The organism is Psychrobacter sp. M17(2026) (assembly GCF_055699815.1).
On the sequence record NZ_CM146741.1, the window covers coordinates 2,432,869 to 2,458,928 of the forward strand.

At 42.6% G+C, this 26,060-nt stretch carries 18 protein-coding genes; 3 read left to right on the plus strand and 15 right to left on the minus strand.

Translation table 11 applies throughout. From position 1 onward, the window contains the following. Positions 1-115: 115 nt before the first annotated feature. The 5 genes from ACR63T_RS10295 to ACR63T_RS10315 all read right to left on the minus strand — a co-directional run bounded on the left by ACR63T_RS10295 (position 116) and on the right by ACR63T_RS10315 (position 5,786). Positions 116-850, minus strand: coding sequence for a phosphonatase-like hydrolase (locus ACR63T_RS10295; protein WP_472783931.1), 735 nt, complete (start codon positions 848-850; stop codon positions 116-118). Beyond that, a complete protein-coding gene (locus tag ACR63T_RS10300; RefSeq protein WP_472783932.1) occupies positions 850-1,992 on the minus strand; it encodes a TIGR03364 family FAD-dependent oxidoreductase in 1,143 nt (380 codons plus the stop codon). The genes ACR63T_RS10295 and ACR63T_RS10300 overlap by 1 nt, the downstream gene beginning before the upstream one ends. A 102-nt stretch (positions 1,993-2,094) precedes the next feature. Next, positions 2,095-3,081, minus strand: a complete 987-nt coding sequence (locus tag ACR63T_RS10305; RefSeq protein ID WP_472783933.1) for an ABC transporter substrate-binding protein — start codon at positions 3,079-3,081, stop codon at positions 2,095-2,097. Between the two features lie 77 nt (positions 3,082-3,158). Continuing rightward, positions 3,159-4,841: an ABC transporter permease family protein gene (locus tag ACR63T_RS10310; RefSeq protein ID WP_472783934.1), complete on the minus strand. Its 1,683-nt coding sequence runs from the start codon at positions 4,839-4,841 to the stop codon at positions 3,159-3,161. A 66-nt stretch (positions 4,842-4,907) separates the two neighbouring features. Next, positions 4,908-5,786 carry an ABC transporter ATP-binding protein gene (locus tag ACR63T_RS10315; protein WP_472783935.1) on the minus strand — a complete coding sequence of 293 codons (879 nt, stop codon included), beginning with the start codon at positions 5,784-5,786 and terminating at the stop codon, positions 4,908-4,910. A 258-nt stretch (positions 5,787-6,044) separates the two neighbouring features. Between ACR63T_RS10315 and ACR63T_RS10320 the strand changes: the two genes are divergently transcribed. Next, positions 6,045-6,926: a LysR family transcriptional regulator gene (locus tag ACR63T_RS10320; RefSeq protein ID WP_472783936.1), complete on the plus strand. Its 882-nt coding sequence runs from the start codon at positions 6,045-6,047 to the stop codon at positions 6,924-6,926. A gap of 155 nt (positions 6,927-7,081) precedes the next feature. On the opposite strand, the gene ACR63T_RS10325 is transcribed toward ACR63T_RS10320, so the two are convergent. Next, a complete protein-coding gene (locus tag ACR63T_RS10325; protein WP_472783937.1) occupies positions 7,082-7,999 on the minus strand; it encodes an EamA family transporter in 918 nt (305 codons plus the stop codon). Positions 8,000-8,147: 148 nt separating this feature from the next. On the opposite strand from ACR63T_RS10325, the gene ACR63T_RS10330 reads away from it, so the two are divergent. Next, on the plus strand, positions 8,148-8,603 hold the full coding sequence (locus tag ACR63T_RS10330; protein ID WP_201569897.1) for an Lrp/AsnC family transcriptional regulator: 456 nt from the start codon (positions 8,148-8,150) through the stop codon (positions 8,601-8,603). 212 nt (positions 8,604-8,815) lie between these two features. Here ACR63T_RS10330 and ACR63T_RS10335 read toward each other — a convergent pair whose 3' ends face one another. The 6 genes from ACR63T_RS10335 to ACR63T_RS10360 form a co-directional block, all read right to left on the minus strand. Further along, on the minus strand, positions 8,816-13,558 hold the full coding sequence (locus ACR63T_RS10335; RefSeq protein WP_472783938.1) for a beta strand repeat-containing protein: 4,743 nt from the start codon (positions 13,556-13,558) through the stop codon (positions 8,816-8,818). Positions 13,559-13,612: 54 nt separating this feature from the next. Then, positions 13,613-14,494, minus strand: a complete 882-nt coding sequence (locus ACR63T_RS10340) for an IS982 family transposase (protein ID WP_472783504.1) — start codon at positions 14,492-14,494, stop codon at positions 13,613-13,615. A 38-nt stretch (positions 14,495-14,532) separates the two neighbouring features. Then, the gene (locus ACR63T_RS10345) at positions 14,533-14,880 is read right to left on the minus strand and encodes a hypothetical protein (RefSeq protein WP_472783939.1); all 348 of its coding nucleotides are present in this window, start codon (positions 14,878-14,880) and stop codon (positions 14,533-14,535) included. Between the two features lie 549 nt (positions 14,881-15,429). Then, on the minus strand, positions 15,430-16,599 hold the full coding sequence (locus ACR63T_RS10350; protein ID WP_472783940.1) for a beta-barrel domain-containing protein: 1,170 nt from the start codon (positions 16,597-16,599) through the stop codon (positions 15,430-15,432). Positions 16,600-16,630: 31 nt separating this feature from the next. After that, positions 16,631-18,904 carry a type I secretion system permease/ATPase gene (locus ACR63T_RS10355; RefSeq protein ID WP_472783941.1) on the minus strand — a complete coding sequence of 758 codons (2,274 nt, stop codon included), beginning with the start codon at positions 18,902-18,904 and terminating at the stop codon, positions 16,631-16,633. Positions 18,905-18,969: 65 nt separating this feature from the next. After that, a complete protein-coding gene (locus ACR63T_RS10360) occupies positions 18,970-20,586 on the minus strand; it encodes a TolC family protein (protein ID WP_472783942.1) in 1,617 nt (538 codons plus the stop codon). A 178-nt stretch (positions 20,587-20,764) separates the two neighbouring features. Here ACR63T_RS10360 and ACR63T_RS10365 point away from each other — a divergent pair, with 178 nt between their 5' ends. Continuing rightward, positions 20,765-21,439, plus strand: coding sequence for a hypothetical protein (locus tag ACR63T_RS10365; protein ID WP_472783943.1), 675 nt, complete (start codon positions 20,765-20,767; stop codon positions 21,437-21,439). A 10-nt stretch (positions 21,440-21,449) separates the two neighbouring features. Here ACR63T_RS10365 and ACR63T_RS10370 read toward each other — a convergent pair whose 3' ends face one another. Genes ACR63T_RS10370 through ACR63T_RS10380 form a run of 3 tightly spaced genes read right to left on the minus strand, consistent with a single transcriptional unit; the run spans position 21,450 to position 25,842 of the window. Then, entirely contained in the window at positions 21,450-23,768 is a 2,319-nt protein-coding gene (locus tag ACR63T_RS10370) for a transglutaminase TgpA family protein (RefSeq protein ID WP_472783944.1), read from the minus strand. Then, positions 23,765-24,844 (minus strand): hypothetical protein, encoded by a 1,080-nt coding sequence (locus ACR63T_RS10375; RefSeq protein WP_472783945.1) that lies wholly within the window; start codon positions 24,842-24,844, stop codon positions 23,765-23,767. The genes ACR63T_RS10370 and ACR63T_RS10375 overlap by 4 nt, the downstream gene beginning before the upstream one ends. 29 nt (positions 24,845-24,873) lie before the next feature. Further along, a complete protein-coding gene (locus ACR63T_RS10380; protein WP_472785269.1) occupies positions 24,874-25,842 on the minus strand; it encodes an AAA family ATPase in 969 nt (322 codons plus the stop codon). Positions 25,843-26,060: the final 218 nt, after the last annotated feature.

Sequence of the window (26,060 nt, forward strand, 5' to 3'; positions counted from 1 at the left end):
CAACAATTACACAGAATCTGGAACAATCCCTCCAAGTTAAAAAAGCCATAAAAGTCATGACTTTTATGGCTCTACCATCCTGTTTTGTATATTGAAGCTTAGATCTAGCTTTGAGTTAAATAAGCGCCTTTAAATCAGTCAGCTTGTCTAAAACGGCATCAGGTGAATATTTCACCAGCTGCTGCTCATTTTGTGCACCAGATAGCACACCTAAAACCAGCCCACACCCTGCATTCCTACCTTCTTCAATATCGATACCACTATCCCCTGCTTTTAACACCTGCTGTGAATTATCAACATTGAACTGTTTCATCGCAAGTATAATCATATCAGGACCTGGACGGCCATTATCTACATCATCGGCTGTTATTAGTGCATCTACTTGATTCCCCACAGACCAACCTAAGATAGTCAAAATTTTATTAGCAGTCTTAGCATCATATCCTGTATTTAATACCACTTTACGACCGCTCGCCTTTAACTGCTCGAACAACGCTGACATGCCTTCAAACTCAGATAAAGTGTCCTTGCTATAAGCAATTTCAAGGCTTTGTTTAAAAGTTACAAATGCAGTATCCGTTAACGATTCAATGTCAGAATCAGATAAATCTAGCCTGTTTAAAATATCATAGATAGCGTTGCGTTTTTCTTTACCTGCACCATATTCCAAACACAACTCAAGACTAACTTGCTGATCTGACTTGCCAGCGCTCTTTAGTGCTTCATTGACGGCATTACGTACGGTTTTATAGACTAAGTTATCTTCATCTACTGTCGTGCCAGCCATGTCGAAAACACATAGTTTAATATGATCAAATTGCTCTTTAATACTATTAATAGTTGTACTCATTATTTTGACTCCAATACTAAATTAATTAACTCTTCACCAAATGCAAAGCCTGTCGATGCGCCAGTGCCGCCAGTCACAGTGCCGACAACCACGCCTTTTTCAGGTGATGTCTTAAATACCACCTTATCCGCACTTGGATACACACCCAACCAGTGCTGAGTAATATCTATCTCACCAATATCCATAACCTGCTTAAACTCATTAATGATTAACTCATCAATTCGAGTGTCTCTAAACGGCAGCTCTCTATCACTATAATCATGACTATCGCCAAGGATTAGTGAACCATCTTCAGACTGAACCACAATTAGGTGAACGCCTGCTTGACGCTCTACACTTTGAATATCGTCAAGTAAGCTCTTTAGTACCTTAGCTTCAGGTAACTGAGCAAATCCATCGTAACGGGCAAAGCTCAAATCTGACATGACAGCGGCATTTAATCTAAATGCTTGTTTAGGCATGACTCGCATCATATTCAGCGTGCACATTTTAGCTTTGGTCTTAGCGAGTACTTCTGGATATAAGCCAGTAAAGTCAGCTCCTGGGCAGACCACACAATGCTCAGCGTTAAGGACACCACGGCTGGTATGCACTTTTGGTAATTCCACCGAAGTCACCGTGGTATGATTATAAAAGTCCACACTCTGCGTCTCTTGTAACCAATGAGCCAGCTTAGCAATTGCAGTATTGGACTCCACTCTAAGCTCATGCGGGCTATATAACACCCCTTCTCCCTTGTTCAGATAAGGCGCGGCTTCATTAATTTCAGACTGTGTCAGTAGTCGGCACCCTTCACCCATTTCCGTCTTTAAAAAGGCTCGTGCAACATCTACCGCTTCAGGTCTCTGCATTAACATATGCAAACCGATATGCTCTACCTGAATACCTGCTTTTGGGGCAATTTCGGCCCAAACATTACGCGAGTGCATGGCGCGTTGCCAATGCTCGCCGCGCAGTTGACCACTGACGGTCACAAATCCAAAATTACGCACAGAGGCATCTTTGTTCTGCGATTGGCGTTCTACAACCGCGACACTCAGCCCCTTTTTAACGGCGGCGTAGGCGCTTGCCAGTCCAACTATACCCCCACCTACGACGACGACATCGTATGTTTTATCAGAAAGTATTTTGCTCATTGTCATATCTGCTCTTCCCATACATCTTTATTAATTAGCCCTTTACTTGCTTAACCTATGAACTAATATAGCTAAGCATGAATGGGCATTATTTTGATTCAATTAAAATTACTCACCATGGAAAAAAGCACGGTGCTTATCTAACAGCTCGGCAGTTAATAGCTCTGGATAGGTCTTAGAATTATCAATCTGATTCTCAGCAGCTACTGTCTCGCCGTCATACACAATATTTGGATAAATCTCTAATAAACCTGGGCGAGCTTTAGTGACAATTAATTCAGCCATTTTCATTGCTTTAGGGTTGGTTTTCTCTCCTTTATCAATAACAGCAACCGATTCAGTCAATGTGTAATTACCTTCACTGGGATCCACAAAATCAATTGGTAAACCTTTTGCTTTATTAGCGACTGCCTGATGACGTAGTCCGAAACCGATAGGCACCTCACCTGCCATTACCTTTTTAAGAGGACCAGAGCCAGATAGCTCTAAATTAGGTCCTGCATTTTCACGAATAGCATTCATGATTTGTTGACCTTCAGCATCGGTGCCATATTCAGCAGCAATATCCTGTACAAACAACCAACCGGTTGATGAACCATTTGGATCAACCATAGAAATTTGGTTTTTATAAATAGGATTCGCTAAGTCTTTGGCACTGGTAGGTATGGGAAGATTATTGGCTTCCATCTCTTTGGTGTTGAGTAAGATGGCACCCGTAAAGCTGAGAATCGGTGCGTAGTAATTAGGCGTCGCAATCTGTGGATTTGCCGTAAATGCTAACGCTTTAAACATTGGGTTCTTTGCTTGAGCACTTTCGATATAAAACGAGCTCATTGTCACCATATCAGCTTCAATATTTTTTCCTTCTGCTAATAGTCGTCCACCAAGCTCACCTGTTCCGAATGATTGAAATATGTATTGACCTTCAAAGCCTGCCTCATCAAGCACCTCTTGAATAACCTCGACTGCCTCTTCATCAGCATTACTATAAATAATCACCTCCTCGCCAGCCTTATCTCCCGAGCTTGACGACCCACAACCTGCTACTAAAACTCCACAAGTTAATCCCGTTATTATCGTTTTAAATAAATTCATTGTTTTCCCTGATTATTTGAGTGATTAAAGGTTAAATTAGTTCTCGTAACATCAACGCCTAAACTGTGTTGAAATATCTAAGCGACCGTCGTCACTGTGGTTTTTTTCACTTTTATTTTTGTTGTGCCGTTGATGCTTCTGGTATAAAGGTATCGAACTACTGCGAAGAATATTAATGCCGTGATATTTGTGAGTAGCACCATCAGCGACAAGATAAAAATCTCATCAAAGCGGGCGAAGTGCTGTAATTCAACAATTTTTGTAGTCAGCACCATCGTCTTCGCACCTGAAATAAATATCACTGCACTGATGCTGACCATCGCACTGATAAAGAAGTACGAGGCCACTTCGATAAGTGTAAATATTGAGTTGGGTACAACAATTCGGCGTAAAGACTGTAGCCATGAGTCTCCAAGTAAAGAGGCAGTAGTCTCCCAACCTAGATTCATTTTTGATAGTGCATTTTTGCTCATGAGATAAGGTGTTGAGAAGTAATGAATGATATTACTAATCACAATAATAAAGATGGTGTTAGATATAGATGAGCCTGAGAAAACCATCAGATAAGCAATACCAATAACCATACCTGGCACTGTATTGGTCACTAAAGCTGAGCTTTCGATCGTCAGCTTTCCTATCTTGAATAACCCTGAGCGCTCGTATACTAATGCGGCAACATAGGTAATAATGGTGCCAAAAACAGCCGTTAAGGTCGCAACAATAAGTGAGTTCTTATACACTCGCATTAGGTTCGAGGACTCAATCACCTTAGTAAATGTGTCTGTACTAAACGCCATCTCGTAAGGCCATGTCTTAATCCATGGAATGATGAAGATCACAGCAAATACGAATAACAGTGAAATCAAAATGCCACTGGACAACACACCCAGAATCCTGTCTTTGACTTTAGAGGTGGGCAAGTCAAAATGCTCTACTGAGTCATATCTGACATTAAATCGAGCCACATACCAAAGCAGTAGAATGCTCAAGACAGAGGGGATTAGCATAAACAGGGCAACCACAGAGCCCTTTTCAAACGAGGGAGATGCACCCAGTATTTGGGTATAAAGCTCAGTGGCGATAACCTTGTACTGACCACCAATAGAGGCTGGAATACCAAAGTCAGTAAAGGCTAAAAAGAAGCATTGAATGATAGCGGCTGCAAACGTACCAATTAAAGGACGAATGACCGTCATATCTATCTGGCGTAAGCGTGAATCGCCCATCAGTTCTGATACGATTACGAACTTCTTATCCAAATATTGAAAGGTATTGTTAAGCAGTAAAAAGGCTATTGGCAAGGTATAGATGGTGTAGCCAAGCCACATACCATAGAAACCATATATGTCTTCAAACAACTGAAAGCCAATTATCTTGGTGAGTAGACCTTGCTTACCAAAAGTGTAAATAATGGCAAATCCATAAGTCACTGTTGGCAATAGCATAGGGAACAGTGATGCAAGCTTAATGGTTTGTTTAAAGCCCTTTGGCAAGTTAGTCCAGTGCACCGTATAGGCAAGAATAAATGCCAAAAAGGTGGCACTCATCGCACTAACAATGGCGACAAAAAAACTATTTAACATCACTTGTCTGAAGTCATTACTGCTGATGATATCGACATAGTGGCTTAGACCTAATCCATCAGCCACATTAAATGACAGCATCAACATTTTGCCCAAAGGCACAAACATAAAGACGAGAAATAGCGCACCAATAAAAAGCCACAAGGCTTTCATTAGCGGTGAGTTATTAAGTTTCATAATGACCTACGCGCGAAATAAGTAAGTTTTGAGAGACCAGTGTTGGCCTAGTGCGATCAACCTTTATTAACCTTTGGAGGTATCTTTAATGGATTTAGCGGCTGTGCGCTGGATTATGGCGTTGATATCTTCAGTAACTGAGCTACCAGTTGGTGTAGGTCTCATTTGAGTGTATTTTTCTAAAGGGTCAGCTGGCGCATCGTCCGCTTCAAATAGGCTCAAGATATTACAACGTTTGATATTTAGCTGATTTAAGATAAAGCGCTTAACAAAATCATTGGCAGGGTTTTTGATGATTTCTGATGGTTTAGCATATTGAGCTACTTTGCCGTCTGATAACAACAAAATGCGATCAGAGAGTGTCATCGCTTCTTCAGGATCATGTGTCACAATCAACGTGGTTAGCTCATAACGCGCTGCAATCTCGCGAATACGTGCCTTAATGGTCTCTTTAATAACCCCGTCTAAGGCAGATAAAGGCTCATCTAATAATAAAATTTTAGGCTTCATCACTAAAGTACGTGCTAATGCAACACGCTGCTTTTGCCCACCAGAGAGCTGGCTGATTCGCTTGTTCAAATGCGGCTTAATCTCCAAAAGGTCAACCAGCTCATCAACCTCCGCTTGTGTGCTGACGTTAGGTCTATTACGTAGCCCGTATTCAATATTCTGCTTCACATTCAAGTTAGGAAACAAAGCATAGTCTTGGAATACAATATTGAATCCTCTGTGCTTCATAGGCACACGGGTGATGTCTTCATGATCATAGGCAAGTCGACCAGAACTAATATCGGTTAGACCTAAAATAATATGCAGTAATGTGGTTTTCCCACAGCCAGATGGGCCCAATATTGAAACAATCTCACCCTTATTCACTTTTAGGGAGATATCCTCAAAAATAACTTTGCCATCATACTTCTTAGTCACATTTCTTAGTTCTAACATAATTCAAGCCCAAACTTATATTTTGGTATTGGCAGTGAGTGATAGCTCAAGCAAATACATTTAGGTAAATTGTTCAATGCTTTAATCGTTTACATGTAACTAATATAGAAGATGAATATGACAGTTTGGTGTCAAATATAAGGTTAGCTTATACATTTAATCATTCAGTCTTATTTATCGTGTATAACTTCTCGTACTTCCCAGAGATAGACCTGACAATCTCTGCAACCGAAAACCGATACGAAAGACGGCGGTCATATGACGAAAAAGCCCTACACCTATAGTCAACTAAACATCTTAGACTCTGTGCTTGAGGAAGGTAATTACACGCAGGCAGCTAAACGTTTAGGCGTATCTCAATCTGCCATTAGCCAAGCACTATCTACGCTTGAAAACAATCTTGGGTTTAAGCTATTTATGCAACGTGGCAGGCACCTTGTGCCAACAGATTACTGCTTAGAGCTTGGGTCATTGACGAGTAAAATACGAGCAATTGAAGATGATCTAGAGCAGCTGATTCAAAGAAGTAAAATCTTTGAAGCGGCTATATTAAGGGTAGCTCTATGCAGCCCGCTGCCGGGCACTGAAATTATCAGGCAGTTTAGTAAGCGCTATCCCAAGCTACAGACTGAAATCTATTTTGGTAATTTCTATGAAACGTTCAGTAGAGTCGTTAACGGTCAAGTAGATGTTGGCATTCTTGCAAATGTGCCAAAAGATGACAGGTTACAGTTTAAGAAATGTGCTACCCAAAGGCTTGTTGCCTTATGCTCACCGAACCATCCTTTTGCATCAAGAGAGTCTATAAGCTTAACTGAGTTGGCGTCGGAAACCGTTATATTCCGCACGCACGGCTCTACCACTCAAAAACTTATCAATGAGGCACTAGCAAAAATTAATTTAGAGATAATCCCTACATATATCGTAAACACCCAAGAAAGTGTTTACGATGCGGTTTGCCAAAACTTAGGAGTAGGATTTGCATGGAACGAAAGCGCAATAAGAAAGGATGGTTTTGTGAAGGTGCCCATTGCAGAGCTACCTTCAAATTATGATGAGGTGATTTTTTCACTCAAAAATGTAAAAAATTTAGTGGTGACTGCTTTGATGAACTCTTTAGATACGTCTACGTATGAATGAGAGGCTTACAAAGATCATGGCGCAGCTCTGTTTATTGAGTTTGGGAATGTGAATTTGTTGGCTAATGCCATACTAACAGGTATATTTTGTAGAGCTTGGTTCGGTGACTTTTTACCTCGATTTTATTTTCATTTTTAAAGAGAACAGGTCTTAGTTTACTTCACTCGATTAGACAAAATGACGCCAATTGTGCTCAACGCTATGCCGCATATCATTGCGATTGATAAGGCTTCATGAAGTATCAATGCTGCGAGTAAGGCAGTTAATCCGGGAGACAGGGAGCCGAGCAACAAAGAGCGAATAGAACCAAGTTTATTGACCGCATAAGAAAATCCAATGGTTGAGATAACGCCAACACCAACCCCTTGTACTAAGATAAAAGGTAGAGCCTCGTCAAAAGAAACAGCACCTAGGTTTGTCTGCAAAACACCAGATAGTACCATCACCAATGTCACAAAAAATGAAGTATAAGAAAGCACGATAGCAACAGCTATTGGACTCAATTTCGTACTCTTTAAGCCTAAGGTGTAACCCGCCCAAACCAGACTCGCTATCAGTAAAAAGGCTGCACCATATAGAAGACTGTCAGGTATTGACCTTGCATTCCCGACAATCATAGTGGCTATGCCAAACAGAATAAGGAGAAATGCCAAAAATTTACTTAGCGAGATCCGTTGGCGAAAAAGAACAAAAGACAAGATTGCGGCAAAAAATACTGGCGTCCCTGTCAAAATAGTACCAACGTAAGCTGCAGGAGCAGTGCTCGCGCCAAAAGTGGCTAACAAGAGAAAAGGAACACCGCCAAGCATAATAAACGTGATATCAGACCATTTAATATTTTTGATTTCATGCAAGCTAGACAATACCCACGGCGTTAATAAAAGCAGGGGCACGCTAAATCGAATGAGCATGACATCAGCAATACTTAACGACGACGCCCCAACAGCCCGCACAGTCAAGGCAAAGCCTGACCAGATAAATAACACAATAATCATAGCCACATAGCCTTTCATTAGTGGCGACATTATGAACAAGGGTTTTTTGCGTGATGAGGGCTGAAATGCTGTATTCATATTGATTGCTTATGCTTATATTTAAAAGCTAATTATCAATCAAAAGCCACGCCTTTATCTCTATTTATTGATTGCAATTTCACAGTTAATTGATGGATAATAGCAAATAACTGTGAAATTTTAGCTGAAAGTGCTAAAGAGGTAATTTATGGATAAAATCGACCGTCATATTTTGGAAATACTTCAGAAAGAAGGACGTTTATCAACGGCTGAATTAGCCGAGCGTATAGGATTGTCAGCGTCACCTTGTGCCAGACGCTTGAAACGTTTAGAAGATGAGTTTTATATAGAGGGCTACCAAGCGAACGTAAACAAAGCTAAAGCTGGTATTACGATGAGCTTTTTTGTGGAAGTCAGCCTGAGCAATCATCAAGAAGAATCGATTACCGCGTTCGAACAAGCGTTATCTGAGATGGATGAGGTGATTAATGGACATGTTGTTTCGGGCTCTTACGATTATTTGTTGGAAGTGGTAAGCCCAGACCTTAACGGTTATGAAGAGTTTACTCGTAAACTACATAAGCTGACTAGCGTTAAAGACATACACACCCATTTATCAGTTAGAAAAGTGATCGATAAAACGACGTTGCCTATTTTTATATGATGCTTTTTAATGCTTCTTAGGACGTGTGCTCGATTCAAGGTATCAAAGTTACTTACTATAAAGTTATAGTTTCCAGTGTTAGTTAGCTACTTATTTACTTAGCGACTTAGTTAATTGGCTTCTATATTTTTAATACTTCTCATAAGCTTCACAAAAAACCGCCTCTAATAATGAAGGCGGTTTTTTTACGTTGGAGAAATTGTTAAACAATATTAGATAACATGCACAGTAGTATCAATATAGATCTGCGTCGAGGTATCATTGATGGACTGCCATACATCATACACATCAATGCCTGAGGTCGTTTGTCCAACAGTAGACCAATCGTCACCTTCTAGGTTGACCGTATCATCATTATCCCCTCTGACATAGATAGCAGCATCAATATCTTTAGCAGCGACATTCAAGGTATTTGCACCTATACCGCTAATGTCAATGATATCGATACCTTCAGGTTGGATAAGATCAGCTAAGCTAATAAACTGATCTGCACCTTCAAAACTTAGGACATCAAGTCCCTCGCTTGAAATCGATAATGATATCTCAGGTAATTCGATAGCGTCATCGTCAGCAAGGGTGAAACTCGTAAACACACCACTTGCGACTGCTTGCCACTCAATGCTGCCCAATAGCTCATTAAGATCAGTTGCGCTTACCGTCAATAGATTTTCAAACTCAGCATTACCATTACGATCAACCATCAGTACGCCGTTTTCGTACTGTAAATAGTCACCAATGTTACTCACAGTTTGATTACCATCGAGTAAGCCAGTAATGTCGATCCTGTCACCTTGTGCTGCATCAAAGTCAGTCCAACTATCAGTACCATTATTACCATTACCACCTGTCGTATCACCTAGGTTTTTGAAGATTAAGGTGTCAGACCCTGTACTCATCATAAAGCTATCGTTTGCAGCAGAGCTAACTGCGATATCATTATAAATAGAAGCAGTGATGGTCTTGCCAACATTAATCTTTAATGAAGCGGTTTCTTTGACACCTGTTACAGAAGTGGTTTGATAAGTAAAGCTCTCAATGCCAAAGCTCTCACCATTTGGTAGATAGCTATAGCTACCATCTTTAGAAACAGTCAAAGTGCCATATAAGCCTTCGATATCAATCGATTGCGCACCTTGATTGGGATCACTGATAAAGACCGACTTACTGCCGACTTTGAGCGTGCTAATATTACTCAGCCCTTGATCATTATCATTACCAGTAATTAAAGAGCCAGTAACAGCAGTGACCGCAGTGGCTGAATAATCTTCTGAATGGATAACGGTGGTATCGAATTTTATACTCTGCAAGTTACCTTTATTAGTAGTAATCGTCAGCTCATAATTACCTGTAGGTAAATCAGGTAATGAAGCGTTCAATGAGGCACTGGACTTTGTACCTTCCACTGATCCAGTAAAGCTCTGACCAGTTGTGGTATTTAGTAAGGTATAAGTAATAGTTATCTTATCACCTAAAACATTAATAGAGCTAGCGGTCGCTTCTATAACAATTGGGGCAGCGGCATCATGTTCAGCGATCTCAAATTCTTTTGAATAAGATTTGCCATAATCAACTATTTTGTCTGGTTCATTAATACTGATATTGGTTACCGTATTTTGCGTTTGTACTGCCACTTTATTAAAATCATCAACCGCAGTATGAGTGCTGATCTTGATATTTAGAGTTTCAACCGCAGCTTTACCATTGGCGTCTTTAGTCACCAACCTGAATGAGTCAACCTCACCATACGGCGGCTGCCAATTAGGATCACTAGCATTATTATTTACGCTATAGGTGTACTCGCCATTGGCATCGATGGTGAGCTGTCCGTACTTACCTTGATAAGTCATAGGCGAGCCTGAAGTGACCAACGTTTCGCCAACTTTGAGTATCACGGTACTAGCATCTGGGGTGGCATCCCCTGCTATCTGACCCATAAAACTAGATGGTGAGTTGTAGTCATAGATTTTATCGTAATCTACATATAAGCCATTGCCACTGAGTACTCCGACACCGCCTGCGGTTAATAAAACGGCTTTATAGTCACCTTCGCCAAACTGCAAAGTCAGAGGACCCGAGCTTCCACCAAGGAATGGGACATTGAACCAGTTTTTCTCAAAGTGCACTTGTACATATTGTCCGGTGTCTTCGTCTAGCTTATAAACCGCCATGCTGTAAGTTTTTGCAATATCTACCCCGCCTCCACTACCATGTAAGGTGAGCTCACGCACTTGGTTATCACCGACAGTAAACTCAAGTGGCGGCTTGCCTCCTAATAGCTCAAGATCTAGCACTGACGACGATCCAAGACTTAAGTCAAGAACCCCAAAGCCGACAGCGTCCTTAATCTCAGAGTCAGCTGTATCTAAGATCAAGCTTGGCGCAACATCAATCACTAGGCTTGCATCTATCTTCACTGGTTTGTCAGCAGGGAGAATATTTAACTCAATAGTGAGATCTGCAGATGCAGTATTACCATCAGGTGATGCGATAGTATAAGTAAAGCTCTCCTCACTACCATAAGGCCCACGGAAGTCTTCATTGACGTTATATTGATAAGTACCGTCGGGGGATATGGTCAATGTTCCATACTGCCCTGCAATGACAGTATTGTCTGCTTCAAGCGTTTGTGCGCCATTAAATGATGTAATCGCGGTAACTGTAGTACCACTGGGTAATTCGTCATAACTAAAACTTGCGTCGCTATCATCTAAAATATTTCCTGTAACAGAGCCACTGACCGCTGTTGCTTGGGAATAGTCTAAAACGACATCCTTTTCAAATTCAAGTGTGTAGCCTGTTAGCGCTGTGACCCCTTCACCACTAGACATCACAAACAGCCACTGACCTTCATCTAAACTAAAATTAGTATCTTTGGACACGCCACCTAATAAATAGGATACCACCCAGTTTTCTTTGACTTCCTGAACTTCCCATTGATTTGTAGACTCATTCAGCTTATATAAGCTCAAGTCCATAGTACCAACAACCTGTATACCGCCAGCATTGCCTTTGACAGTTACCTCACGGACTTGATCCTTACCTACTTCAAGTACCACTGAGTTTTTTACGATATCAGAGACAACGCCTGCACCTAACACGGGACCTAAACTTGCACCGACAACGGTAAAGCCTGTTTTATTTAAGTCTGATGGGGTGTCATTCTCTGTTTGTAGTGGTGTAGCATCTAGTTGTAAATCGATAAAATTATCAGCAGCAGCGATGATCTCATCTGTATTGACGATATAGTTCTTAGTAGCAGTAACCAAACCTACATTACCCGTGGTATCGCTCACAGCGACGCTGACGCCTACTTGACTATCACTATCAGCTACCAAGTTGCTACCAGAAACTAATATACTAAAGGTACCGTCTGCATTGACTGACCCTACAGAATCGACATCGTTGACAGTCACTGTAACCTTGTCTCCCTCTGTAAACTCGCCGGTAACGGTACCGGTAACTGCCACATCACCCACCGCCTCAATCGCATTGATAACAGAATCGTCAGTCAACGCATCGAGGACAATGCTAGTCTCAGGCGCGTCTGGGGCGATAGTATCTAGCGTAAAGTTAGTAACCGCACTTGCATCACTGACATTACCCGCCGCATCTTTTACAGTAGCCACGACGCTATAATCACCGTTTCCGCTAATGCCAGTCACACCATTTGGAATGGTAACTTCAGCGATACCATTACCTAAGGCACTATCTAGGTCATTTGCAGTCACCTTATAGTTAACGGTTATAGCTGTGCCACTATCAGGCGTGACGGTTAATATAACGGTATCACCAGCGACAGTGCCTGTTGGCAGCGTAACTTGCACTTGAACACCATCAGCGAATTCATTAGCATTCACACCGTTAGCTGCTTCGGCAATGGCTACTATCGGCGCTACTTGAGCCGCGTTTGCACCACCACCAGGGGCAGTCGTATCTACTATGACGGTCACAGCAGGAGCATTACCACTGACATTATTGGAGGTATCTTTAATGTTGTAGCTAAGGTCATGATTACCATCTGCACCTTTTAAATAGGTGATCAGATTAGCGACGGTAGCGCCTGTTGGTAATTCACCTGCGTCAATCAACAACTCAAGCGCTGACTTACCATCTGTACCATTCGTGCCGTTTGCACCTTTTAAATAGGTGATCAGATTAGCGACGGTAGCGCCTGTTGGTAATTCACCTGCGTCAATCAACAACTCAAGTGCTGACTTACCATCTGTGCCGTTTGTTCCATTAGTGCCATCTGTGCCGTTAGTGCCATCTGTACCATTCGTGCCGTTAGTACCTTTTAAGTAGGTGATCAAATTAGCGACGGTAGCGCCTGTTGGTAATTCACCTGCGCCAATCAACAACTCAAGCGCTGACTTACCATCTGTACCATTCGTACCATTAGTGCCATCTGCACCTTTTAAATAAGTGATCAGATTAGCGACAGTGGCGCCTGTTGGTAACTCACCTGCGCCAATCAACAGCTCAAGCGCTGACTTACCATCTGTACCGTTAGTACCATCTGTACCGTTAGTACCATCAGTACCGTTTGCACCTTTTAAATAGGTGATCAGATTAGCGACGGTAGCACCTGTTGGTAATTCACCTGCGTCAATCAACAACTCAAGCGCTGACTTACCATCTGTACCATTCGTGCCAGCTATCGAGTCAATAAAGTCTGCTACCGTTTTATCCGCATTACCTGCTAAACCTTGCCATACCTCAAACGCTGAAAGTCCATTTTTACTATCATCGCCATCAGTATCAGCGTCACCCGTATCTCCATTTTTATCATCATCTGAGGTTGAACTCTTTGCGACTGTTAATCCTGCGCCAATAGTACCCAAACCCGCCAACCAAGGCATAGCATTAAAACCACTGATCCCGCTTGCTCCGACCCACCAAGGCGTAGCGCTTGAAGCTCCGCCCAACATTTGGCCTTCAACTGCCCCCTCTGTCATTACTTTTAAATAATCTGAGTATTCACCTGACTCTGGAATATAGTTACCCCACTCTCAACTTGAAATAAGCAAATCAAACTGAAGTGGCGGATTACCCAGTTTTTGATTGAGTACAAAGCACAGATTGTGCGACAGAATCTTACGAATCAATCGATGAGACAAATGCCATAAATCTCTTGCTCGTACCCTTTGTATATTAAATCGTTCTGATAGCTGACCAATGACTGTTTCAACGATACGGCGTGCTTTCATTAGCCGTCTTACCACAGGTTTGGGTCTATTCTCTTTCATGTTAGCTCTGAGTGGCGTTTGTAAATCTACTCCTTGAGCGTCGTAGTACGATCTCAGACTAGGACTGATATACCCTTTATCAGCGCCAAGCAGCCCATGAATATGAGTGGTGATTTCTGGGGCAACCGCTCTTTCATCAACATTAGCAGGGGCAAAAGTAAAACCTTTAATCATGCCCGATAAATTAACAAGCAAATGTCCTTCAAAGCCATAGTACCTCTCTTGCTTAGCTGCACAGTAGCTAAAAGCCGCTAAGTCTTGATAGTTTTTATGCCGATAAGCGCGTCCATAATGACAGACAGGTATCGGAAAGCCGTCCATAAAATGGATGTTGTCACAGCCCTCAAGCTGACTGACTTTATCTTGTATCCGCTGTTTGACTTGCCACAGATTCGCGCAATGCTTTGCGAAGTTAGGATATGATCCTATGGCTGGAAACCAAGATTGCCAATGCTGGGTAAAGTATTGCCAAATCTGTTTGTCTTGGTCTAGGTTTAAAAATTCACCGACCAGTTCCATGCAAATAATCTCAGGATCACTCAGCTTTGGCGCGTAACCTGCACTTCGCAAGGGTTTGGTGACGACTATTTTGTAATATTGCTCTACCATTAAATAGATATTGATGATAAATTCGTCTATGGGCATCTCATGACTCCGTTGTATTCTTGGTCGAAAACAATAGATTAGTGAGATGCTCTTCTTTTTTCAATCACTTTTAAAGTTGAGAGTGGGGTATAGTTATAAAAGTTACCATCCTCAGATAGTCCAATTAACTGACTATTGAGATTATTATAAAAACCTTCAATAATTAAATCTGGACTTCCAATATCATCATTGAACGACACTTGTAAGTCATTATTAATGCGTTTAGTTGCTACACGAGGCGGTGCATAACCAGTGGACTCGTCAATAACTTCATAATTGACATTATTATTATCTTGAATAATAGTAGGATTACTATTTTGAGTAATTACTTTATTTTCAGTAATCATTTCGTTTTGGTTGTGCACTTTAACAATAATAGAATTCATAAGATCATCCTTAATTATCCGAATCCAAATAAATAAATATATTGCTATATTTCAATTCAAGGCCATTGCCTGTACAAATATGAGGTTATTTCTCCAAATTTTTCCAACTAAACCAATAAATAGCCTTGAGCGTTTCCGACTGTTTATGTATGTTTTAATTTTGAAATACTTGGTGTTTGTAATCACGTAGTAAGTAATATTCACATAACTATACTTAATTACTTAATAATATCACCTTCCATATCTATTACTATACCGTTCGTCGGATAAAAATCAATATAAGTACTTTTTTATTGACAAAACAATCATTTAAGCGATTTTATTCTTTTACTAAGGCAATTATCATGCCATTATCTTAGATATCTGTTTTCACAACAGTCTTTGTAGTAAAGGTTTATGAGGTAATATTTTTTCTGCATTAAAAATTCCATAATAAATTGACCCCATAAGTTACGATTAACTCATGGGGTCAATTTATTATGGAATAAGATATGAACTTTATTCTAAAGGTGATGGCTTTTTATTAGTTTTAAGTTTTATGGTTTAGTATTAGCGCTCTCCTAAGCCCTCAGAAAAGGTTTTGGTAATTGGCTTAGTCAAGTATGATAAAACTGAGCGCTGCTGCGCTTTGATATCGACGGAGGCGGTCATACCAGGCTTGATGACAATCTCGTCACCACGACCTGCAAACTCGGCACCCGTTATTCGTATTTGTGCGCGGTAATAAGGCTCATCTCCCTTTGGAGTTTGCTCTATTAGGGTATCGGGGCTGATATACACTACTGTCCCGTTCATCGCGCCAAATATAGAGTAGTCATAAGCATCTAGCTTGACCGTTGCATCCTGATTCTCTTTGACATAAGCAATATCTATCGGACTTATCTTGGCCTCAACGATCAAATCACTACTCGTTGGCAAGATCTTCATAATGATCTCACCTGGCTTGACCACGCCGCCAATAGTCGTAATCAAGATGTTGTTGACCTTGCCATTAGTAGGAGCGAATAAGTTTTTCTCTTCTAATACTTGATTGTAATCTCGTAGCTGCTCAAGCTCCACGTTCAGCTCTTCTTGCGCTTTGGTCATCTCTGCTTGCGCCTCTTCAAAGTACTTATTACGCTTGTTAGTAATTTGCGCTTGAATGTCTGCCACTTGCCGACGCAGCTTAATCACATCCGCTTGACTGACATCACCATAGGCCAATAAAGGCTCATTCATACTAAGCTCTTGATTGGCGAGTACCATCATTTTCTCTAAGGAGCTAACATCTTGATCGATGGCTTGACGACGACGATTGTAGAGTTGCTTTTGGTTTTCTACGTACTTGGTATAAGCTTTAATGTCGTCAGGGAATACCAATTCACGCTCAAATATTTCAGCCTCTAGCCTTGCTAGTCGAGCTTTGAGCGCGGCTATTTTGGAGTCTGAGTTAGCCACCGCAGCTTGAGCCCGCTCCTCCTCTAAAGTGACGATTAACTGGCCTTTTTTAACATCCTCGCCTTCTCTGACCAGTATCTCAGTCAAAACACCCCCTTCCACCGCTTGAATATCCTGAGTACGAGCGCTCGCGATGACTGTTGCTTTAGCACGCGTCACTTGATCAATCTGAGCAAAATAGGCCCAAATCACTAACGTAATGATACCTATCAGGGCGCCCCAAATGATAATACGAGTACGCCCTACTTTGGGGTCGTGGGTTTTGTGCTGGTATTGATTCATCGTCCTGACCTACATTTTAATATTAATAGCATCATTCATCAGCTCCTGACTCGATACTTTTGGTCTTTTGGCTGGTTAGACGTATTTTTGGCTGACTAGCCTTGACCAAGGTTTTAGCGTTGCTCTTTTGATTTTCATTGGCTGTTAGCTGACTGAGCACTTGATCTTTAGGGCCATCGATGACAATTTTTTGATTATCCATGATGATGATACGATCAACCAGTTGTAATAAAGGCATCTTATGAGTAGACACAATGAGCGTATGATTTTGACCGAATTCTTTTTTGAGGACCTCTATGCACTGTAGCTCTTGACGGTTGTCCATGGATGCCGTGGGCTCGTCCATGAGCAATATAGAAGGTTTGGTCAATACCAAACGAGTAAAAGCGACCAGCTGTTTTTGACCACCAGATAAGCCTTTACCGCCCTCACTAATAGGCAGATCCAAACCACTGGAATGACTAGTGACGAGCTTGATAAGCCCAGTCTGCACTAGTGCATCACGCATGACATCATCGCTAGGTGCTGGTAATCCAATCAATAAATTCTCTCGTAACGTCCCTTCAAATAGCCGATGATCTTGTTGTAGATAACCGATCTGCTCGCTTAGCGACTCACGGCTGATCTGCTGAATGTCGAGCCCATCGAGTAGTATGCGACCTTGCGTTGGTGCATATAGTCCAGATAACACTTTGAGCAGCGTCGACTTGCCTGAACCAATAGAACCTAGTACTGCGATACGCTCGCCAGCAGTAATGGTAAGCGTATCAATAGATAAGGCAGGCTGATCATTGTTCTGATAATTGAAGCTGACTTTATCTAAAACAAAATGTCCAGCGATATGGCTGGGTGATAAAGGATGACTGACACCATGATTATCTTGCTCTAATGAAAACAGCTGCTCGATATTGAGCTTGGCCGCCTTTGCGTGAGAGTGTTGTACCAGTAGATTAGGGATTCCCATGATTGGGGCTAAGATACGACCGCCCAAAATAGAGCACGCAATTAAGCCACCCATGGTCATATCGCCAGACATCACCACAAACGAGCCTACGATGACGATACCGACATAACTGGTCTGCTGGATCATCTGCGATAGATAGCTCAAATTATCGTTAGCGTGCTTCATATCAAGATCGTTTTTGGTCGTGATAGTCATCACATCAAGCCAGCGTGACAAAAACTTCCAATTGCCAGCGCCCGCTTTGATAGTCTCGACCCCTTCTACTGCTTCAACTAAGATACCTGTCTTACGATAAGAGGCTTGAGCGCCAACGGAGGCGATATTGTCGATTTTTTTGCGGGCGCTAAGACCTAATAAGATAGCGATAACAGCTGCTACCATAGGCACTAAAGCGACTAAAGGGTTACCGATAATGACGATCAAGGCCACAAAGATAATAGCCATCGGCACATCGACTAAGCCAAATAAAGTACTCGCTGTATAAAAACCACGAACTTGCTCATAACCACGTAGCTGCGCTGCCATTGACCCTACCGATCCTGGCATTTGGTCGATACGCACATTCAATAAGCGCTGAAACACCTCACGTGATAAATACTGATCAAGATTGACCACGACTTTATCCATAATCTTAGAGCGTGCAAACTTCATAAAAGTTTCAAACAAGATAACTAAACCTACCCCACTAGCGAGAATAACGAGTGTGTATTCGCTGCGAGTAGGAATCACGCGATCATAAACTTGCATCGAAAATAAGGATATGGCAAGCGCTAATATATTAATCAAAAACGAGGCGACTACCGCTTCGATCACAATACCGCGATAGTTTCTCAAGTCTTTTTTGAGAAGCTGATCAAAGGAGAATTGCTTACGTTTGCTTGGCTCTTCCTCCAAACGAACGCGTAGCAATGTCAAAAAGGTATTGCTGCTATAAGAAGCAGTTTTATCAGCTTGCTGAAAATTCCACAGACCTTGTGGATTCTGTTGATGAATGACGCCCCACCCTTCTGTAGAATGTAATGCAAGTAGAGGCAAAAATGCCGCATCAGGAGCTGCTAGTGCCTCTGGCAATTGCTCAATACCTAGCTGTTGCAGCACATTGATAATACCAGCTATCGTCTGCAGGTTCTCACGCTGTTGCTCTATAACGCTATATAGGCGTATCTTGTCAATGGGATAGCCTTGCTGAGTCAATAAGGTATGCAGCGCCACTGAGAGCTGAGAGGCTAGTACAACCGAAACATCATCTTCTTCTATGACTCCAGGCTTAGTCAATATGCTCATTGTCTCTGACTTATGGTTACGCACTTGACTATTTGAGTCAGGTAAAGAGGTGCTCATAGCGGTGGTCTCTCGTTCATCGACTACTTATAGGGAGTTTTTTATCGAATGATAAAAGTGTTTTTTTATTCGGTATCATCTTTCGGTACGACGGCTGACTGCATTGGTTCAAGCTGCTCATCATACAACATATCTTCTTCATCGCTACTATCACTAGTTGTGCTAGTGTCAGATGAAGGATATAACTGAAAACCATCACTATGATTAACCATCGCTGTAGTGTTCCATTCATTCACTGGTACGATAGCTGGTTTAGCTATTATTGAATTAACCTTCGCAACATTATGCTTGTTCAACCAATTTTTGACAGGATCCAAGGGTTTGAAAAGTGGCTCTGGTTGGCGACTTTGATCGAACTGTTGCCAAGACATCAGACCAAAATCAACTTGTAGCTTATAATAAGCACCAATAATAGAAGCTCTAGTTTCGACCAGTTGTATCTGATACTGAGAGTGCTCACGTACCGCATTTAACACCTCAAGCCAAGACTTACGTCCAGCAATGAACTGTCGACGATAGGAGCTGACGACGATTTGTGCGCCAGCCACTGCAGCAATCAATGAACGCTCTTGATCTTTGGCACTAGCAAACTGTTGGTATTGGGTTTGGATGGTTTCAAGCACTAATCGTCTAGAGGCCTCTTTTGATTGCACTAAGCTCTGTACCCGAGATTCTGACGCTTTAGCTAATGCTAGATTAGATAGCCCTGCTCCTGGATCGTAGCTCATACCTACTGAAAAATCGCCATCACTATCGTCAACTTCACTATCATGATAATAATCATATTGATATTGAGCATAAACGGTAGGATAGCGTGCAGACTGTAGAGACTTAACTTGTTGCTTCGCCGCTTCAACTTGATAGTGCTCTTTGACCACTGTAGGATTATAAAAGCTGGCTTGATCAAAAGCCATTTTCTCAAAAGTCGCTGAATAGCTTTTGGCTTGACTGACAAGATCTGCTAAGTTTGGCGCTGGCAGGTCAGTATCGGTAAGCTGTAGCCCCGTAATTTGTTGCAAACGCGCAATAGCAATACGCTGTTGCTCAAGGGCTGATTGATAAGCGTTTTGTTCTTGCAAAATACGGTTGGTGACTAGATCCAACTCGATTCTAGCAGATACCCCTTGTGAGACTCGGCGCTGCATCATGGATTCAAACTCGGCAAGCAGTTTCAGACTGTCATAATAAACCGCTTGCTTGGTGAGCGCTGTCATATAGCTCTGCCAAGCTTCGATCGTAGTCTTGGCGACTTGATTCTGTTGCTCGTACACGTATTCTGTTGCCGCTTTGTCATCAAAAACTGCCTGATTAACATTAGCGGTGAGCTTGCCACCCGTCCATAACGATTGCCTAACTTGTAGCTGCGAGACCATACCGTCATCGCGATCATAGCCTGAAGATACTGTCGGAGATGGTAATAAATTGAGCTTAGCTGCACGAATACTCTCAGCCGTAGCTTGCTGCTCAGCGCGCGCTGATCCTACTAAAGGGTGACTCTGAATCGCTTGGTTAATCAACTGACTCATATTGGCATCGGCACTGCTAGCGCTTGCAAAGGTTGACGTTAGCCCGAATAAAAATAGACACAACATACCTACTAACGGTAGCTTCCAGTGACGTTTAACTATTACTGTAATAATAATAGACACTTTTATAAGTAGGTAATAGTTATAAATATTCATTGTGTTGTGCTAAATTCCATTTTAAGCCAATAATAGAAATACAGAGGATAGGCTCACTTATTTGATTTTATGCTTTACGAAGCGTTTTTATACGGCAATACTATGTACTATCGATATAGTAAATAGTATCTTACGATAGATCATCGTCTGCTCAAAGATCGTTTATGGATCAAAACTTATGTCTTCACCCTTACCATCGACTCGATATAGAACATTGAAGAACAAATCACTGCAAGCCATCGTATTAGCGATACTGCTGCACATTTTGATTGCCATTGTTATCTATTTTTCAATATTTTATAAAAGTTCGTCAGTAGTTACACCAACTGCTAAAGTTGATTATCAGCGAACAACCTTTATATCCAAAACAAAAAGCGATAATAACACGCCTTCTCAAAACTCAGAAAAATCCACAAGTGAAATTGCAACGGTTAGAGACGTTACTAAAAATATAGAGAAAGATAGTATCATCGATACTGATCATAAAACAGCTAATAAAGAACTCAACATTAATCAATATTCAAAAGCAGCATCTAAGAGCGTTGGCGATATTGCCGTAGAGCCTACCTCAACACCTATATTAGACGATAGTAGCGTAAACACCGTCGAGTCAATGACTGACAAACCATTGATCCAACCTGAATATAAGCTTAAACAAACTCAAGAGTATAAGCAATTAGATGCTGACATTGATAGAGATAGCGAACAGTTATCTAAGCTTATCAATGAAATAAAGCAGCGTAATCAGGGTCAAATAGAAGAGCATCATTTGCCTAAACCTACTCTAAAACCGGTGAACAATATAGCAACAGTGCCACATGACTATCCTATTACACCTATTAATAGCCAATAAAAAATGAGAACTATGAGGATAATGAGAACCCAGTGACTTCGTCTTTCAATCTTTTAAACGTCTGCTGATACTCTACATCTTTTTTATCAGCCACACTCAAGCGCCCATAACGCAGCTGGCGATAATAGCATTTGATACTATCAATAGACTGCTCGACCTCTTGCTGTCTCTCAGAGCTATTATCAGCTGTTCTAGAGGCGATTGCCAGCCGCTCAAGCCATGCCAGCTGCCATTCGCTATCCTGTCGACTTAGTGCTTGATCCTGTCGAGCTATGCGCTTAGACAGTTTGATAAGCACCAGATCGACAGGATGCCAGCGCTGGCGACGACGCTGCCAAATCATCAGGACTAACAGTGACATTACTAAAATTGCCGTGCCAGCGAGCCAGAGCAATTGCTGCTTTATCGAGCTGATATTAAACCATTTGAGCAGTGATCCTGCTTGCTTGTCCTGATCGTAGCCGACGATGTCCTTTTGCCAATAGTAGCTGGCCTGATCAGATAAACGGCGCAGTGTTTGTAGCATCTGGTACTGCTGGTAGCTTATCTGCGCGCCAGCACCTTGTCCGAACATAGCCGCGCCCTGCGCTTGGGTCAGCGCATCCATGCCCTGCTCGACACGTTCAGGTGCAACAAAGGCTGTCGGATCGATACGTACCCAGCCTTGACCCTCAAGCCACACCTCAGTCCATGCATGGGCGTCCATTTGCCGCACCTCCCACACATTACCGCCATTGCTCAGCTCGCCGCCCTGATAGCCTGCGACTACTCTTGCAGGGATACCAGCCGCTCGTAGCATAAAAGTAAAGCTGGACGAATAGTGCTCACAAAACCCTGCTTTGGTATCGAATAAAAACTCATCGATACGGTTTTGATTGAGTTTTGGCGGGGATAAGGTATAGCGAAACTCTGTTTGATTAATCCAGCGCTCAATAGCTGCCATGTAACGCTGCGGATCTGAACCTGAATCCTCAAATAATTGCTGAGCCAGCGCGCGAGCTTTAGGATTGCCCTGCGCAGGTATAGCCAAATTGATAGCTCTATCTGCATCGTTAAGCGTAGGATCAATGCGCATAGGCGCGTAACGCAGAACGTTATAACGCAGCTGCTGAGTGACGGGCTGATCTTTTAGTAAGGTAAAGTCTGAAGTAATACTAATCTGTTGACGCTGCGCAAATGGATAATCAAGGCCAAATAGCCAGCGCTGCTGTGTTGGCTCCAAAATAACTTGATAAGTGCTTGGCGCAAGCTTGTCTTTGTCCTCAGCGGTAGCTAGGGCATCTATCAGCCACTGCGGGCTTTGACGATTGGTCTCCCATTGCCATTGCTGCTGTTGTTTAAGAGAATTGCGCCGCCACGTCACTCCGTCAAAATCACTAAATACTAAGCCGCGCCAATAAAGATCGCTTTGAGCGGGGCGCGCATTATCAAATTCAACTCGAAAAGCCAGCTCAGTGGATTGACCCAAATTAGCAAAGTCGCCGGGTGACATACTATCGGAGACGCCCGTCATCGCGCTTTGCCCTGACAGCTGTACCGACCATAATGGCGGCAGACGCGGAAAGAATAAGAACAGCACGACTAGTAGCGGTAAAGCGCCAATAGCCAATACGCCCAAAGTACGCACGCGACCATCACCGACCCTATTGCTATCATCATTGAGGGCAATAAAAGCCAGCAAGATCGCCAGTACGCCTATGATAACTTCAAGGGTCGTTAGCAGACCTTGATCCATCAAAAACAGCGCTGCCAGCACAAACAACGATAGATTAAGTACCACATAAGCATCACGGCGTTTATACAGCTCCCACAGCTTACTGACCAGACATAGCACCAAAAAAGCCACGCCCATATCGAGGCCAAAAGCAGTATTGTAAGTCAGCCATAGACCTAGCAGTCCTAATAGGAAGCCAAGCATTTGCATACCTTGATAAAAGCGCTTACGCTGCACGGAGCGCTTGAACTTGGCTTTTATAGCAGGCAGCTGGGCGATAATACTGATAAGCGCAAAGCCGATCAACCATAGTGGCAGATGCGCGGCATGAGGCAGGATGACCACAACTTGAGTAATGAGCACCCAATAATACGCTGGTAGAGCCAATAGTTTTTTATACCAGCGCTTGTCGGTGCTCAGCTCAGTATTTAGATAGCTGTTTGACTTATCAGGTTTGATGATAGTCACAGTAGAATGGATAGCATTGAGATTAGCATTAGTATGCTTGCCTGATGCTAATTGCTCAAAAGTAGGCTCTGCTATGGCATCAGATTTTGCTATTGGATCTTTAATGTTTTTGGTGAAGCTTTTAGAAGTGCGTTTAGAGTTAGTCATGGCGTTTTTGCCAACCTTAACAAGCAAGCCTGTGCAAATACTTCGCCTTGACCTAGCGTAGCGGTTTTAAAGATCTGATCATCAGCCAGTTGCATCTTAAAGGGTACGTTGAGCTGTCCAAGCGTTAATGCACCATAAGCCAATTGAGCTAGCTTTTGCTCGTGAGTCGCCGCTGGCATATCACTATAAGCTAAGAGCTGCTCGTGGCCGATAGGATCGCTAAAGTGCTTGGTCAGCATACCCTGCCCACGTGCCACATGCGCCCAAGACACTCGGGCTAATGACTCACCTTCGATATAGCTATCAAGGCGATCAAAATCATCTTGCCCTTGAGTGTATTGCCCGCCTAACGGCAGATCCTCACTATTAGTTTGACTGTATTGAGTTTGCCAATCAAAAGGTAACGGTTTTGGATAAACCCAAGCTATTCGCGCAAAATAAACGTATGACCAAGCGCGCATAATACCTAAAGGATAGACCGTTTTGACTTGTAGACGCGGTAGCTCAAGCTGACCGCGAACTCGAGTTTTGATAGGCAGACGGATAATTTGCTCATCTTGCAGGCGTGATAACAGCACTGATTGTTGCGGGTTTTTACCAGAATCAGCGTGTTCACTTCTATCACTAGTAGTCGCTTTTTTATGCTTTTGCCCAGTACTTAGCTTAGTACCTAATTTACTATCTTGATCAAAACAGAACAGAAGCTGTCGCCTAGGCTGCCGACTCGTATTAAGCACTTTTAGAGTGACCCATACAGGCTTGCCAACTTCTGCCATAGTGACATCGATCAGCTGTACCTTTAGACCTGATATATGAGCAAAAGTCACATGAAAGCTAATCAGCCAAACACTAATCAGATAAAAGCACAGACCCAGCACCAGATTATTACCATAATTGATACCAGCAATAAAAGTAATAGCTAATAGCACGGCAAACAACAAGCCCTCACGACTAAAAAATATATAGACGTTACGCAAATGAAGGGTCGCACTATCACTTTTGGGCGCGCGCTTGGCGAACCATCGCGACATCGTTGTCGTTAGCGCTTGATTCAAAGGTTTTGGTAGAATGCTCATAACGGGCCTATTATTACGGTATCAAAACTTTAACCGAGCACTTTTACTTCTGTCAAGATACGCTGAGCAAGGGTCTGAAGGCCTTGAGATTGACTATTGGCTGCCGCTACAAAACGCTGTCCTAGTCTATGATCGACTACTGCCGCAAAGACCGCTTGGATATCTTCAGGCGTCACCTCCGTATGTCCTGACACATAGGCATAAGCTTGAGCAGCACGCTGCAATGACAGCACACCACGCGGTGACAGGCCATGATACTCTTGACTAATACGGGTTTGCGCCACTAGCTGCTGTAGATAATCAAGCACGACTTCGGCGACATACACTTGCTGCACGCCTTGCTGGGCCAATAGCACCGCTTCGGTATCCAAGATGGCGTCTAACTGCACCATCAGTGCTCGCCGATCTTGACCTTGTAGCAACATACGTTCGGCGGCAGGCGATGGATAGCCTAGCGATAAACACATCAAAAACCTATCCAGCTGTGATTCAGGCAAAGGATAGACCCCTGCTTGTTGCATGGGGTTTTGGGTCGCAATGACAAAGAACGGCTGCGGCAACGGGTAGCTTTGACCATCTTGAGTCACTTGCCGCTCCTCCATCGCCTCCAGCAAGGCGCTTTGGGTCTTAGGACTAGAGCGATTGATCTCATCAGCGAGTAATAGCTGAGTAAAGATAGGCCCGCGCCGAAATTCAAAGCTGAGCGTGCTTTGATTATAGATACTCATACCCAAAATATCAGCAGGCAGCATGTCATTAGTGAACTGCACTCTGTTAAAGCTCAACCCTAATAGCTGGGCCAGCCCTTGCGCTAGCGTGGTCTTACCCATACCTGGCAAATCTTGCAACAATAAGTGCCCACCAGCTAACATACAGCTAAGTGCCAGCTTGGTCACTGATGATTTATCGAGCACTATTTGATTGAGCTGCGCTAGTAGCTGAGCTACTTGCCGCTGATTGGTTGAATAATCGATAGGGTTTTGGTTGGGCTGAGTCATTGAGTGTGGCTGAGAAGTATTAAAAGGTCTAGTAGACGAGTCGTAGGACGAGCTTTGACGCATAGGTAACTACCAAAGTATTTATGATAAAAGACTAGGGCCTGTCCTCATGCAATGGAGGACAGGCCCTAGATTGACAATCTTGATAAATAGAATACTACTATTGGTGTTCATATGTCCAATTAGCAAAAATAAAATTGCTAAAATTATAGCCACTA